Source organism: Klebsiella sp. K4 (assembly GCF_014596785.2).
Lineage (GTDB): Bacteria > Pseudomonadota > Gammaproteobacteria > Enterobacterales > Enterobacteriaceae > Klebsiella > Klebsiella pneumoniae.
On record NZ_CP115021.1, the window covers coordinates 4,976,823 to 4,990,058 of the forward strand.

Here is a 13,236-nt window from a genome sequence, read left to right on the forward strand (position 1 = left end):
ACACAATAAACCGGATATGACGGCAGGTCGAGAGGATGTTGAGGGGAAAGTGACCGCGCAGCGGTATAAACCGCTTTTTTGAGCGCCGCAGGCCTGGTGCGTACCGGATCAGCCTCTGTGCTATCCGGTACGCCAGAGGCTTAGTCGAAGTATTTCATGGCGACGCGGGAGGTCAGTCGCGTAATAAGTTCGTAAGCACTCACTTTCGTTATCTCGGCGATGCGCTCTACCGGGAGCCCCTCTCCCCACAGCACTACCGCATCGCCGGCCTTATCCTGGGCCTGCGGTCCGAGGTCAACGCAGATCATATCCATCGCCACCCGGCCGACAATCGGCACTTCCCGGCCATTGACCAGCACCGGCGTGCCCGACGGTGCCGCACGCGGATAACCGTCGCCATAGCCCATCGCCACCACGCCGAGACGGGTATCGCGTTCGCTGATCCAGGTGCCGCCGTACCCGACGGGCTCCCCTGCTTTATGCTCGCGCACCGCAATCAGGCTGGACGTCAGGGTCATCACCGGCTGGCAGCCGAAATCTTTCCCGGTGGAGCGATCGTCCAGCGGCGACACGCCATACAGGATAATTCCGGGGCGCACCCAGTCGTAATGCGATTGCGGCCACAGCAGAATGCCGCCCGAGGCGGCGATAGAGCGCAGCCCCGGTTTGCCTTCGGTAAAGGTGGTGAAGATGTCCAGCTGGCGTTCGGTGGCGCCGCAGGTCGGCTCATCGGCGCGCGCGAAGTGGCTCACCACGTTCACCGGCTGGCGGACGTTTTTACACTGGCTCAGACGCTGATAAAACGCCTCGGCTTCCTCCGGGCGCACCCCTAAGCGATGCATGCCGGTATCCAGCTTCATCCACACGGTCACCGGCTCGGGGAGATCGGCTTGCTCCAGCGCCGCCAGCTGTTCGGGGCTATGCACCGCCGTATGCAGGCGCTGGGCGGCGATCACCGCCAGGTCTTCCGCAGCAAAAAAGCCTTCCAGCAGGAGGATCGGCTGGGCGATGCCCCCCGCTCGCAGGCGCAGCGCCTCTTCCAGGCGGGCGACGCCAAAGGCGTCGGCGTCGGTCAGCGTTCGCGCGGTCTCGAGAAGACCGTGTCCGTAGGCGTTCGCTTTCACTACCGCAACCAGTTTGCTGGCGGGCGCCAGTTCACGCAGACGTTGCAGGTTGTGTCGCAGAGCGCGGCGGTTGATAACTACAGTTGCCGCTTGCATTTGAATTCCTTAATAAAAGAAGGCGGAAGGATTACTCATCATCATACTGAGGACCGGCATAATTATCGAAACGCGACCACTGGCCGTTAAAGGTCAGTCGCACGGTGCCGATCGGGCCGTTACGTTGTTTACCAATGATAATTTCCGCGATGCCTTTAAGATCGCTGTTCTCGTGATAGACCTCATCACGGTAAATGAACATGATTAAGTCGGCATCCTGTTCGATAGAGCCGGACTCACGCAGGTCGGAGTTGACCGGGCGCTTATCGGCGCGCTGCTCCAGCGAGCGGTTAAGCTGCGACAGCGCCACCACCGGCACCTGCAGCTCTTTCGCCAGCGCCTTCAGCGAGCGGGAGATTTCGGCAATCTCAAGGGTACGGTTGTCGGAGAGCGACGGCACGCGCATCAGCTGCAGGTAGTCGATCATAATCAGTCCGATGCCGCCGTGCTCGCGGGCGATACGCCGCGCGCGGGAGCGCACCTCCGTCGGCGTCAGGCCGGAGGAGTCATCGATATAGATATTGCGCTTTTCCAGCAGGATGCCCATGGTGCCGGAGATCCGCGCCCAGTCTTCGTCGTCCAGTTGACCGGTACGAATGCGGGTCTGATCGACGCGCGACAGCGAGGCCAGAGAACGCATCATGATCTGTTCCGAGGGCATCTCGAGACTGAAGATTAATACCGGTTTGTCCTGCAGCATCGCCGCGTTTTCCACGAGGTTCATCGCGAAGGTCGTTTTACCCATCGATGGACGGGCGGCGACGATAATCAGATCCGACGGCTGCAGGCCGGCGGTCTTTTTGTTGAGGTCGTCGTAGCCGGTATTGACCCCGGTGACGCCGTCATGGGGCTGCTGGAACAGCTGTTCGATACGGGCGACGGTGGCATCGAGGACATCGGCGATGTTCTTCGGCCCTTCGTCTTTGTTGGCCCGGCTTTCGGCGATTTTGAAAACCCGGGATTCGGCGAGGTCGAGCAGATCTTCGCTGGTTCGCCCCTGCGGGTCGAAGCCGGCTTCGGCGATCTCGTTGGCCACCGAAATCATTTCGCGCACCACCGCGCGTTCGCGCACGATGTCGGCATAGGCGCTGATGTTAGCCGCGCTGGGCGTGTTTTTGGACAGTTCGGCCAGATAGGCGAAGCCGCCCACGCTGTCCAGTTGCCCTTGACGCTCCAGCGACTCGGCGAGGGTAATCAGGTCAATCGGACTGCCGGACTCTTGCAGGCGCGCCATCTCGGTAAAAATATGACGGTGCGGACGGGTATAAAAGTCGTCGGCAACGACGCGTTCGGCGACGTCGTCCCAGCGCTCGTTATCCAGCATTAAACCGCCCAACACCGACTGCTCCGCTTCAATCGAGTGCGGCGGGACTTTCAGCCCGGCGAGCTGCGGATCGCGTTCGCGGGTTTCTGTCTGTGGTTTGTTGAAGGGTTTATTTCCTGCCATAGCCTAACATTTCACCGATCCGGAAAAGAGCGTGACAGTATAGCGAGAAAGCCATTGCCGCTAAAGAACCCATTAAGCGTGGCAGGCCTGAGGCGGGTAAGAAAATCCGTCGCCGCCGGCGCAGGCTGTTAAGCTTACTGAATAATCTCGGAACAACACAGGAGCGAACATGGCAACACGCATCGAATTTTCGAAACACGGGGGACCGGAGGTGCTTCAGGCGGTTGAGTTCACGCCACGCGATCCCGCAGAACATGAGATTCAGGTCGAAAACAAAGCCATCGGCATCAACTATATCGACACCTATGTTCGCAGCGGCCTCTATCCGCCGCCGTCGCTGCCGAGCGGCCTGGGCACCGAGGCGGCCGGCATCGTCAGTAAAGTTGGCCATGGGGTCACGCATATTAAGGTAGGCGATCGGGTGGTGTACGCCCAGTCGGCGCTCGGCGCCTACAGCACGGTACACAATGTGCTGGCCGACAAAGCGGCGGTCCTGCCGGACGCTATCTCTTTCGAACAGGCCGCCGCGTCGTTCCTCAAAGGATTAACGGTCTGGTATCTGCTGCGCAAAACCTATGAAATTAAGCCTGATGAGATGTTCCTGTTTCACGCGGCCGCTGGCGGCGTGGGGCTGATAGCCTGTCAGTGGGCGAAAGCGCTGGGGGCGAAACTTATCGGTACCGTCGGCAGCGCGCAGAAAGCGCAGCGCGCCAAAGAGGCGGGCGCCTGGCAGGTGATTAACTATCGCGAGGAGTCTATCGTGGAGCGGCTCAAGGCGCTCACCGACGGTAAGAAAGTGGCCGTCGTCTACGACTCGGTGGGGAAAGATACCTGGGAGGCCTCTCTGGACTGTCTGCAGCGCCGCGGCCTGATGGTCAGCTTTGGTAACTCCTCCGGTCCGGTGACCGGCGTTAATCTGGGGATCCTGAATCAAAAAGGCTCCCTGTACGTCACTCGCCCATCGCTGCAGGGCTATATCACCAACCGGGAAGAACTGGAGGAAGCCTGCAGTGAACTGTTTTCGCTGATCGCCAGCGGGGTGATTAAAGTGGACGTGGCTGAAAGTCAGATCTATCCGCTGAGCGAAGCGCGGCGGGCGCATGAAGTTCTGGAGAGCCGGGTGACGCAGGGTTCGAGTTTGCTGCTGCCATAAGTTGGCAGAAGGGGCAAAAGTTTAGGGCTTCCACCTGGGAAGCCCTTACTTTTTTTTAGTTCGGCTGTATGTAGGGTACAGCGCGATGAATTCGTTAACGCGCTAATAGTGACAGATTTGCGCAGCAATGCCTACGCGGTTGTCTGCAAAATTGTTCAGGTTGTGACGCACCCCTCAATACCTTAGTAACGCCAACGGTTATTGTCGCGAAAAGCATTTCCGTTCGGGGATTTCAGCGCCCGAATAACCCACACCGCCGCCACCGCCAGCAGCAGCCACGGCAGTAATTTGATCATCAAGGCGAACAACCCGCCGACGAACATCAGCGCCGTCGCCACCACGATTGCCGCGATAATCCCCAGCAGCGATACGCCGGTGACCAGCAGCATGACAAAAAATCCAATGACAAATAGCAGTTCCAGCATGGTTCTCTCCCCAAAAAATGAATACTTCACTCTGCAGGTATTACAAAAAGCATGCCAAACATAAGCACTTGACTTTAAAAGAAAACGCCCCGCGTCAGTGCGCGAGGCGTGGTCAATTTCACCAGGTTTTGGTCAGAAATTAACGTTTATCGGCCACCAGCTTCAGGGCATGCTCCAGCACCGCAATATCGGCGCCGGCTTTATGCGCATTTTCGCTCAGGTAGCGACGCCACTGGCGAGCGCCGGGGATCCCCTGAAACAGCCCCAGCATATGGCGGGTAATATGGCCCAGATAGGTGCCCTTGCTGAGCTCGCGCTCAATATAGGGGTACATGGCTCGCACCACCGCTACCGGATCGGCATCCGCGCCGGCGACGCCGAAAATTTCGCGGTCGACCGAGGCCAGAATGCCCGGGTTCTGATAGGCCTCACGCCCGACCATCACCCCATCCATATGCTCAAGCTGTACTCTGGCTTCGTCCAGCGATTTGATGCCGCCGTTGATCGCCATCGTAAGGTGGGGGAAATCGCGCTTCAGCTGCCAGACGCGGGGGTAATCCAGCGGCGGGATCTCGCGGTTCTCTTTTGGACTCAGGCCGGAGAGCCAGGCTTTGCGGGCGTGAATAATAAACATCTCACACTCGCCCTTGCCGGAGACTGTCTCAATGAAATCGCACAGAAACTCATAGCTATCCTGGTCGTCAATGCCGATACGGGTTTTCACCGTGACCGGAATCGATACCACATCGCGCATCGCCTTGATGCAGTCGGCCACCAGTGGCGCATTGCCCATCAGGCAAGCGCCAAACATCCCGTTCTGCACGCGGTCGGAGGGGCAGCCGACGTTGAGGTTGATCTCATCATAGCCGCGCGCCTCGGCCAGCTTTGCGCACTGCGCCAGGGCCTGGGGATCGCTGCCGCCGAGCTGCAGAGCAACCGGGTGCTCTTCTTCGCTATAGGCCAGATAGTCCCCTTTGCCGTGAATAATCGCCCCGGTGGTCACCATTTCGGTATACAGCAGCGTATGCCGCGACAGCAGCCGCAGGAAGTAGCGGCAGTGTCGGTCGGTCCAGTCGAGCATCGGCGCGATGGAGAAGCGGTGAGCAGGGAAAACAGGTGACGTTGATTCAGGCATCATGGCGAATAAATAAGCATCCGGGTAAAAAGGGGCGCTACTATAGCATAAAGATACACCACAGGCGCATAGTGCGCCGCGCTTCGCCCCTCACCTGAAATGATTACTTTTTCCGCGGCTTACCGTCGTGTGGACCGAAGAACTGCGGCGGATGGTCAACCCAGCGATCCTGGCGCGTCGCGGCATAGCCGGGATTGAGAGGATAATAGATGCGGTTGTATTTCTTGTTGGCCTCGCCCACCACCAGCAGACGAACTTCCTGCTCGGTGTTATTGAGAAAGGTGTGGCAGATGCCGGTACCAGCGGGAAAACCCACGCTGTCGCCGGGCTCCAGCTTCCAGAGATAGCCGTTTATCCACACTTCCGGATAGCCCTCCAGCACGTAGATGAACTCTTCCTCATCGCTCTCCGCGTGTGGATAAGAGGTGCGCCGCCCGGGCGGCAGCCGCTCGTGGTGGATCCCCAGCCGGTTGAGACGTAAACCTCGCCCCAGCGGCGCGCCGATTGAAAAACGCTCCGGGCTGTCGGGATAAGTAGCATCGTCGGGCCCTTCCAGTTCGCGCCAGTGGCGAATGCAATCAGGTCGTTTCATCGTTTTCTCCCGAAAATGAGACACTTCAGATATAGCATACCCAGGGTCGGGCGTGTTGTGATTAAATCGGACATGGTGGTTTTAGCGAGCGGCTAAGGCGTAGTCTGCTCGAGAATAAGCGGCCAGCGCCCGGGACGGGCGCCGGTGCCGACAACCTGAAGTATGACCCGTATCACCTGCCGGCTCTCGGTGTTTTCTGAGGAACGTGATAAAGTAACAGATTCAAATTCACGCAACCCGAGGATGCTCATGGATAAGACCCCTTCGCAAGAGATGTTAGCGCATGCTGAAAAGCTTTGCGCACAGCGCGGCGTACGCCTGACTCCACAGCGTCTGGAAGTGTTGCGCCTGATGAGCCTGCAGCAAGGGGCAATCAGCGCCTACGATCTGCTGGACTTGCTACGTGAGAAAGAGCCGCAGGCGAAGCCGCCGACGGTTTACCGTGCGCTGGAGTTTTTACTCGAGCAGGGTTTTGTCCATAAGGTAGAGTCAACCAATAGCTATGTGCTGTGCCATCTGTTCGACCAGCCGACCCATAGCTCGGCCATGTTTATCTGCGACCGCTGCGGCGTGGTAAAAGAAGAAGCGGCGGAAGGGGTGGAAGATATCATGCATACGCTGGCGGCCCGCATGGGGTTTGCCCTGCGCCACAATGTGATAGAAGCTCACGGGCTTTGCGCGGGCTGCGTGGAAGTCGAAGCCTGCAGCACCCCGGGACACTGCCAGCACGATCATACTATTCAGCTCAAAAAGAAAGCCCGCTGAGCGGCTGCCGCAGCGGGAAAAAGGGTTAACGGCGCGTCCGTGCGCCATTCAGACAGGCACTAACACAAATGCTTCATTCTTCGGATCAAGGAACGCTACCAGCGATAGTCGTTCTTATGCTCCCAGTCTGAGACTTCTTTCTCAGCCTGATCTTTCTCATAGCCGTAACGCTCCTGAATTTTGCCGACCAGCTGGTCGCGCTTCCCTTCGATTACGGTCATATCATCATCGGTAAGTTTGCCCCACTGTTCCTTGGCTTTACCTTTAAACTGTTTCCAGTTACCGCCGATTTCGTCTTTATTCATAATAACGTCCTCATCATTCGGTGGGTTTACAGCCCGTTTTGTGCCGGACATGGTATTAACTATAGATGAGAATGCTGGCGTCGATTCGTTATTCGGAATTTTTAACCATCGCACCGCGGGATAACGCGAAGAGGATGTTCCCGGCTTGCGCCACGCTGAGCCGGGCTATTGAATCGCCCTGTAAGCGTAGCGCGACCGGGGAAGGTCACGGCTAGCGGCAATGACAGGAGATGACTAACTAAACCATGTGCCGCGTCGCCAGTGTCGACGCCAGATCAGCGCCAGCGACAGGCCGCGCAGGGCGAGGAACACCGCCAGCGCCAGCCACAGACCATGGTTGCCAAGCACCGGTAGCGTAAGCAGCGTCACGGCAAACCCCGCCGCGGCGACCGCCATACTGTTCCTCATCTCAGCGCCGCGCGTCGCGCCGATAAACATGCCGTCCAGCAGATAACACCAGACGCCGACCACCGGCAGGATCGTCTGCCAGATCAGATAGCGATCGGCCAGCTGCTGCAGGGAAGGCAGTGAGGTTAACAACGCGATAATGTACTGCCCCGCCAGGCTGTAAATCAGGGCAAACGCCAGCGCCACCATGCCGGACTGCCGGCAGGCCGCCCGCCACACCTCCAGCAACTGGCTACCGTCGCGCGCGCCGTAGGCCTGGCCGGAGTGAGCCTCCACGGCATAGGCAAAGCCATCCAGCGCGTAGGCGGTAAAGGTCAGCATGGTCATCAGTACGGCGTTAACCGCCACGATGTCGCTGCCCAGACGGGCGCCGAATACGGTCAGCGCGCCAAAGCACAGCTGCAGCAGCAGAGAGCGCAGCATGATGTCCCGATTCAACGCCAATAAACGGCGCAGATCCCCGCGCCAGGCGTTTTTCAGCATCGCCAGCGACACGCCGCGCAGCGTCAGCACCCGCTTCGCCATCAGCAGGCCAATAATGAGGGTGGCGTACTCCGCGGTGACCGTGGCCAGCGCCGCTCCCTGGACGTTCATCCGCAGGCCCATCACCAGCCACAGATCGAGCACAATATTCAACAGATTACCCACCACCAGCAGAATAACCGGCGCCCGGGCGTACTGGACGCCCAGCAGCCAGCCGAGCAGCACCAGGTTGGCCAGCGAGGCGGGGGCGCTGAGCCAGCGAATTTCGAGAAACCGTCTCGCCTGCTCAAGCACCGCCTCGCTGCCGCCGACAATATGCAGAGCGAGGTCAATTAGCGGCAGGCGAAGCAGGATAATCAGCACCCCGGCGCCCAGCGCCAGGGCCAGCGGCTGCACCAGCGCCCGCGCCAGGCGCTGCGGATCTTTGGCGCCCCAGGCCTGAGCGGTGAGCCCGGTGGTGCTCATGCGCAGGAACAGCAGCAGCATGAAGAGGAAACTGGTGGCCGTCGCCCCGACCGCTACGCCGCCGAGGTATACCGGGCTGTCCAGGTGGCCGATCACCGCCGTATCCACCAGCCCCAGCAGCGGGACGGTGATGTTGGAGAAAATCATAGGGAGGGCAAGACGCCACAGCGCTTTATCGGCAGCGTTGAGCAGCATGTTTGAGGACCTGATTGAGGAAAAACGTCGCAGCGTCACGCAACAGATGACGCTGCGCAGAGGCAGGCGCTACAGCCATTCTCCATTACGGATCACGCCAACGGCCAGACCCTCAATGGTAAAACTCTGCTGGCGCAGATCGACGACGATCGGGGAAAACTCGCTGTTTTCCGGCAACAGTTCAACGACATTGCCCTGCTTTTTCAGACGCTTCACCGTCACTTCTTCATCGATACGCGCGACAACCACCTGGCCGTTACGCACATCCTGGGTTTTGTGGACCGCCAGCAAATCGCCATCCAGAATACCGATGTCTTTCATCGACATCCCACTGACGCGCAGCAGGAAATCGGCGTTGGGCTTAAACATCGACGGGTCGACCTGATAGTGGCCTTCAATATGCTGCTGCGCCAGCAGCGGCTCACCGGCGGCGACGCGGCCGATCAGCGGCAGGCCTTGCTCTTCTTCCGTCAGCAGGCGAATACCGCGAGAAGCGCCGGAGACGATCTCGATCGCGCCTTTACGCGCCAGCGCTTTCAGGTGTTCTTCCGCCGCGTTTGGGGAACGGAACCCCAAGCGCTGAGCAATTTCCGCACGCGTCGGCGGCATGCCCGTCTGGCTGATATGATCCCTAATGAGATCAAACACCTCTTGCTGCCTGGTCGTTAACGCTTTCATTCCGCCCCCTGGGTGTATATACAGTTATGCTGTGAGTATATACAGCTAACGGTGATTTTGGAACCACATGGCACACAAAAATCGGCGGATTGTTCATATTTTGCGAGGGTTAGCGAAGAACGTTAGTGATAATGGCTCCACAGCAGCGTTCCCCAGGTGATCAGCGCGATGATAATCGCCAGCAGAACCGCCGCCGACCCCATATCTTTGGCGCGCCCTGAAAGCTCGTGAAAATCCGAGCCGATACGGTCCACAACCGCTTCAATCGCGCTGTTGAGAATTTCGACTATCATCACTAGCAGGACCGAGCCAATCAGCAATACGCGGGTGATGGCGTCAACGTCCAGCCAGCAGGCTACCGCGACGGCCACGATAGCGGCGACGCCTTCCTGACGAAACGCAGCCTCGTTGATCCACGCCGCGCGAAATCCTTTCCAGGAGTAACCTGCCGCCTTAATGATCCGGGTTAACCCGGTGGTATTATTAGCCATCACAAAACCTTTTTACGTAAATGACGTCGATGAGTGTGCGCGTTTGCCGCGTGGTAACGGAAATTTTGCCCACTTTCTGTTATTCTTGCCGCGCATTTGCATGATTAACCAGAGGCTTCACATCGTTTATGTCCGGCTGGCAACGAATTTACTATAAATTACTGAATTTACCATTACAGGTGCTGGTAAAAAGCAAGTCTATTCCGGCAGAGCCTGCCCAGGAATTAGGACTCGATACCTCGCGTCCGGTCATGTACGTCCTGCCCTATAATTCGAAGGCGGACCTGCTGACGCTGCGCGCCCAATGCCTGGCGCATGATTTACCTGACCCGCTTGAACCGCTGGAAATCGACGGCGCCCTGCTGCCGCGTTACGTATTCATCCACGGTGGGCCGCGCGTATTTACTTATTACACGCCAAAAGAAGAGTCCATCAAGCTGTTCCACGATTACCTCGATCTGCACCGCAACCATCCGGACCTCGATGTGCAAATGGTGCCGGTTTCGGTCATGTTCGGCCGTTCGCCGGGTCGCGAGAAAGGAGAAGTCAATCCGCCGCTGCGGATGCTGAACGGCATTCAGAAATTTTTCGCCGTCTCCTGGCTCGGCCGCGACAGCTTCGTGCGCTTCTCGCCGTCCGTTTCGCTGCGCCGCATGGCGGATGAGCACGGTACCGATAAGATCATCGCCCAGAAGCTGGCTCGCGTCGCTCGCATGCATTTTGCCCGCCAGCGGCTGGCCGCCGTCGGCCCGCGTCTGCCGGCCCGCCAGGATCTGTTTAATAAACTGCTGGCCTCGAAAGCGATTGCCCGCGCGGTGGAAGACGAAGCGCGCAGCAAGAAAATTTCGCACGAGAAGGCACAGCAGAACGCTATCGCGCTGATGGAAGAGATTGCGGCGAACTTCTCATACGAGATGATCCGCCTGACCGACCGCATTCTCGGCTTCACCTGGAACCGCCTGTACCAGGGCATCAACGTGCATAACGCCGAGCGCGTACGCCAGTTGGCGCACGACGGCCATGAAATTGTCTATGTCCCCTGCCACCGCAGCCACATGGACTATCTGCTGCTCTCCTACGTCCTGTACCATCAGGGGCTGGTCCCTCCGCATATCGCGGCGGGCATCAACCTCAACTTCTGGCCGGCCGGACCGATCTTCCGCCGCCTCGGCGCCTTCTTTATTCGCCGCACCTTTAAGGGCAACAAGCTCTATTCCACCGTGTTCCGCGAATACCTTGGCGAACTGTTCAGCCGCGGCTATTCCGTGGAGTATTTCGTCGAAGGCGGCCGCTCCCGTACCGGCCGTCTGCTCGATCCGAAGACCGGTACGCTGTCGATGACCATCCAGGCGATGCTGCGCGGCGGAACCCGACCGATCACCCTGGTGCCGATTTACATCGGCTATGAGCACGTGATGGAGGTAGGAACCTACGCCAAAGAGCTGCGCGGCGCCACTAAAGAGAAAGAGAGTCTGCCGCAGATGGTGCGCGGTTTAAGCAAGCTGCGCAACCTGGGCCAGGGTTACGTTAACTTCGGCGAACCGCTGCCGCTGATGACCTATCTTAACCAGCATGTGCCGGATTGGCGGGAAGCGATCGACCCGATCGAAGCGGTTCGCCCCTCCTGGCTGACGCCGACGGTGAATAGCATCGCCGCTGACCTGATGGTGCGCATCAATAACGCCGGCGCGGCCAACGCCATGAACCTGTGCTGTACGGCGCTACTGGCCTCCCGCCAGCGTTCGCTGACCCGTGAGCAGCTCACCCAGCAGTTAGAGTGCTACCTCGCGCTGCTGCGCAATGTGCCCTATTCTCCGGATGCGACCGCCCCATCCGCTTCAGCCAGCGAGCTCATCGATCATGCGCTGCAGATGAACAAGTTCGAAGTGGAGAAGGACACCATTGGCGACATCATCATCCTGCCGCGCGAGCAGGCGGTGCTGATGACCTACTATCGCAACAATATCGCCCATATGCTGGTGATGCCGTCGCTGTTAGCCGCTCTGGTGACTCAGCATCGTCATCTCAGCCGCGCCGAAGTGCTGCGTCATGTGGAAACACTCTATCCGTTCCTCAAGGCCGAGCTGTTCCTGCGCTGGGAAAAAGCGGAGCTGGCCGGAGTGGTGGATGCGCTGATTGCCGAGATGCTGCGTCAGGAGCTGATCGTCGTCGATGGCGATGTCATGAGCCTCAACCCGTCGCACTCTCGCTCCCTGCAGCTGCTGGCCGCTGGCGCCCGCGAGACGCTGCAGCGCTATGCCATCACCTTCTGGCTGCTGAGCGCTAACCCGGCGATCAACCGCAGCTCGCTGGAAAAAGAGAGTCGCACCGTGGCCCAGCGTCTGTCGGTGCTACACGGCATCAATGCGCCGGAGTTCTTCGACAAAGCGGTGTTCAGCACCCTGGTGTTGACCCTGCGCGATGAAGGCTATATCAGCGACACCGGCGACGCCGAGCCGGAAGAGACCCTGAAGGTTTATCGGATGCTGGCGGATTTGATTACGTCGGATGTCCGACTGACCATTGAGAGCGTCACGCAGGACGACGCGTAACGCGGCGTTTGCTGCCCCCCGGAATGCCGGGGGGCAGCAGACAGGAGGTTACAGGTAGCTCATCGCCAGGCCGAGGAACAGCACCAGCCCGACGTAGTTATTGTTCATAAACGCTTTGAAGCAGTTATCGCGGTCGCGATTGAAGATAAGCTTCTGCTGCCAGCCAAACAGACCCGCCGCCACGAACAGCGACCAGTAATATTCCCAGCCCAGCCCATTCAGCCAACCCACCGCGCCCATCAGCGCCAGTACGGCCACCTGCAGGATACCGATAATCAGACGATCGTTTTCGCCAAACAGGATCGCCGTCGACTTGATGCCGATCTTAACGTCGTCATCGCGATCCACCATCGCATACTGGGTATCGTAGGCCACCGCCCACAGAATATTGGCGAGGAACATCAGCCAGCAGCTCAGCGGCAGCGATTCGCTGACGGCCGAGAAGGCCATCGGGATCGACCAGCCAAAGGCCGCGCCCAGCACCACCTGCGGCAGATGAGTGTAGCGCTTCATAAACGGATAGACCCACGCCAGCGCCAGCGCCGCCACCGACAGCAGAATGGTCATGGTGTTGAGGGTGAGCACCAACAGGAAAGAGAGCAGCACCAGCACGATAAACAGCGTTCGCGCCTCTTTCTCGGTAACATCGCCGCTCGGCAGCGGACGGCGGGCGGTACGCTTTACGTGACCATCAAATTTTCGGTCGGCATAGTCATTCACCACGCAGCCGGCGGCGCGCATCAGCCAGACGCCGGCGACGAATACCGCCAGGATCCACAGCGGCGGGACGCCCGGCGAGGCCACCCATAGCGCCCACAGCGTCGGCCACAGCAGCAGCAAAGCGCCGATTGGTTTGTCAGTGCGCATCAGGCGATGAAACGCCAACAGCTTATTCTGCGACAGACTCCACTCCATTTTTTCT

Annotated in this window: 14 protein-coding genes; 4 read left to right on the forward strand and 10 right to left on the reverse strand. The window is 59.0% G+C overall.

Going from position 1 to position 13,236, the window contains the following annotated elements; all coding sequences use genetic code 11:
• Positions 1 to 140: 140 nt before the first annotated feature.
• Both alr and dnaB read right to left on the reverse strand, forming a co-directional pair.
• The gene (alr, locus tag IB144_RS24525; RefSeq protein WP_004214117.1) at positions 141 to 1,220 is read right to left on the reverse strand and encodes an alanine racemase; all 1,080 of its coding nucleotides are present in this window, start codon (positions 1,218 to 1,220) and stop codon (positions 141 to 143) included.
• A gap of 31 nt (positions 1,221 to 1,251) precedes the next feature.
• Complete coding sequence (gene dnaB / locus IB144_RS24530) at positions 1,252 to 2,667, reverse strand: replicative DNA helicase (RefSeq protein WP_002884942.1); 1,416 nt, start codon at positions 2,665 to 2,667, stop codon at positions 1,252 to 1,254.
• A 169-nt stretch (positions 2,668 to 2,836) separates the two neighbouring features.
• On the opposite strand from dnaB, the gene IB144_RS24535 reads away from it, so the two are divergent.
• Entirely contained in the window at positions 2,837 to 3,820 is a 984-nt protein-coding gene (locus tag IB144_RS24535; protein WP_002884941.1) for a quinone oxidoreductase, read from the forward strand.
• A 182-nt stretch (positions 3,821 to 4,002) separates the two neighbouring features.
• Here IB144_RS24535 and pspG read toward each other — a convergent pair whose 3' ends face one another.
• The 3 genes from pspG to IB144_RS24550 all read right to left on the reverse strand — a co-directional run bounded on the left by pspG (position 4,003) and on the right by IB144_RS24550 (position 5,972).
• Entirely contained in the window at positions 4,003 to 4,245 is a 243-nt protein-coding gene (pspG, locus tag IB144_RS24540) for an envelope stress response protein PspG (protein WP_009484997.1), read from the reverse strand.
• 139 nt (positions 4,246 to 4,384) lie between these two features.
• Complete coding sequence (dusA, locus tag IB144_RS24545; RefSeq protein ID WP_002884937.1) at positions 4,385 to 5,383, reverse strand: tRNA dihydrouridine(20/20a) synthase DusA; 999 nt, start codon at positions 5,381 to 5,383, stop codon at positions 4,385 to 4,387.
• 100 nt (positions 5,384 to 5,483) lie between these two features.
• Positions 5,484 to 5,972, reverse strand: coding sequence for a cupin domain-containing protein (locus tag IB144_RS24550; protein ID WP_002884935.1), 489 nt, complete (start codon positions 5,970 to 5,972; stop codon positions 5,484 to 5,486).
• Between the two features lie 249 nt (positions 5,973 to 6,221).
• On the opposite strand from IB144_RS24550, the gene zur reads away from it, so the two are divergent.
• A complete protein-coding gene (gene zur / locus IB144_RS24555) occupies positions 6,222 to 6,737 on the forward strand; it encodes a zinc uptake transcriptional repressor Zur (RefSeq protein WP_002884931.1) in 516 nt (171 codons plus the stop codon).
• Between the two features lie 95 nt (positions 6,738 to 6,832).
• Here the strand turns inward: zur and IB144_RS24560 are convergent, their stop codons facing one another.
• Entirely contained in the window at positions 6,833 to 7,042 is a 210-nt protein-coding gene (locus IB144_RS24560; protein WP_004151747.1) for a CsbD family protein, read from the reverse strand.
• Positions 7,043 to 7,107: 65 nt separating this feature from the next.
• Between IB144_RS24560 and IB144_RS24565 the strand changes: the two genes are divergently transcribed.
• The gene (locus IB144_RS24565) at positions 7,108 to 7,257 is read left to right on the forward strand and encodes a hypothetical protein (protein WP_004219133.1); all 150 of its coding nucleotides are present in this window, start codon (positions 7,108 to 7,110) and stop codon (positions 7,255 to 7,257) included.
• A 19-nt stretch (positions 7,258 to 7,276) separates the two neighbouring features.
• Here the strand turns inward: IB144_RS24565 and dinF are convergent, their stop codons facing one another.
• From dinF to IB144_RS24580, 3 genes are all read right to left on the reverse strand, one after another.
• Positions 7,277 to 8,593 (reverse strand): MATE family efflux transporter DinF, encoded by a 1,317-nt coding sequence (gene dinF / locus IB144_RS24570; protein WP_004151748.1) that lies wholly within the window; start codon positions 8,591 to 8,593, stop codon positions 7,277 to 7,279.
• Between the two features lie 69 nt (positions 8,594 to 8,662).
• Positions 8,663 to 9,271 carry a transcriptional repressor LexA gene (gene lexA / locus IB144_RS24575; protein WP_002884822.1) on the reverse strand — a complete coding sequence of 203 codons (609 nt, stop codon included), beginning with the start codon at positions 9,269 to 9,271 and terminating at the stop codon, positions 8,663 to 8,665.
• A 122-nt stretch (positions 9,272 to 9,393) separates the two neighbouring features.
• Positions 9,394 to 9,762, reverse strand: coding sequence for a diacylglycerol kinase (locus IB144_RS24580; protein ID WP_002884819.1), 369 nt, complete (start codon positions 9,760 to 9,762; stop codon positions 9,394 to 9,396).
• A gap of 128 nt (positions 9,763 to 9,890) precedes the next feature.
• Here IB144_RS24580 and plsB point away from each other — a divergent pair, with 128 nt between their 5' ends.
• Positions 9,891 to 12,314, forward strand: coding sequence for a glycerol-3-phosphate 1-O-acyltransferase PlsB (gene plsB / locus IB144_RS24585; protein WP_004178269.1), 2,424 nt, complete (start codon positions 9,891 to 9,893; stop codon positions 12,312 to 12,314).
• 48 nt (positions 12,315 to 12,362) lie between these two features.
• Here the strand turns inward: plsB and ubiA are convergent, their stop codons facing one another.
• Positions 12,363 to 13,229, reverse strand: coding sequence for a 4-hydroxybenzoate octaprenyltransferase (ubiA, locus tag IB144_RS24590; protein WP_002884808.1), 867 nt, complete (start codon positions 13,227 to 13,229; stop codon positions 12,363 to 12,365).
• Positions 13,230 to 13,236: the final 7 nt, after the last annotated feature.

Excerpts from the sequence above, each read along its gene's own strand:
- dusA (WP_002884937.1), bottom strand. The coding sequence starts at position 5,383 with ATGATGCCTGAATCAACGTCACCTGTTTTCCCTGCTCACCGCTTCTCC.
- pspG (WP_009484997.1), bottom strand. The coding sequence starts at position 4,245 with ATGCTGGAACTGCTATTTGTCATTGGATTTTTTGTCATGCTGCTGGTC.
- IB144_RS24550 (WP_002884935.1), bottom strand. The coding sequence starts at position 5,972 with ATGAAACGACCTGATTGCATTCGCCACTGGCGCGAACTGGAAGGGCCC.
- IB144_RS24560 (WP_004151747.1), bottom strand. The coding sequence starts at position 7,042 with ATGAATAAAGACGAAATCGGCGGTAACTGGAAACAGTTTAAAGGTAAA.
- plsB (WP_004178269.1), top strand. The coding sequence starts at position 9,891 with ATGTCCGGCTGGCAACGAATTTACTATAAATTACTGAATTTACCATTA.
- IB144_RS24565 (WP_004219133.1), top strand. The coding sequence starts at position 7,108 with ATGAGAATGCTGGCGTCGATTCGTTATTCGGAATTTTTAACCATCGCA.
- lexA (WP_002884822.1), bottom strand. The coding sequence starts at position 9,271 with ATGAAAGCGTTAACGACCAGGCAGCAAGAGGTGTTTGATCTCATTAGG.
- ubiA (WP_002884808.1), bottom strand. The coding sequence starts at position 13,229 with ATGGAGTGGAGTCTGTCGCAGAATAAGCTGTTGGCGTTTCATCGCCTG.
- IB144_RS24535 (WP_002884941.1), top strand. The coding sequence starts at position 2,837 with ATGGCAACACGCATCGAATTTTCGAAACACGGGGGACCGGAGGTGCTT.
- alr (WP_004214117.1), bottom strand. The coding sequence starts at position 1,220 with ATGCAAGCGGCAACTGTAGTTATCAACCGCCGCGCTCTGCGACACAAC.
- zur (WP_002884931.1), top strand. The coding sequence starts at position 6,222 with ATGGATAAGACCCCTTCGCAAGAGATGTTAGCGCATGCTGAAAAGCTT.
- IB144_RS24580 (WP_002884819.1), bottom strand. The coding sequence starts at position 9,762 with ATGGCTAATAATACCACCGGGTTAACCCGGATCATTAAGGCGGCAGGT.
- dinF (WP_004151748.1), bottom strand. The coding sequence starts at position 8,593 with ATGCTGCTCAACGCTGCCGATAAAGCGCTGTGGCGTCTTGCCCTCCCT.
- dnaB (WP_002884942.1), bottom strand. The coding sequence starts at position 2,667 with ATGGCAGGAAATAAACCCTTCAACAAACCACAGACAGAAACCCGCGAA.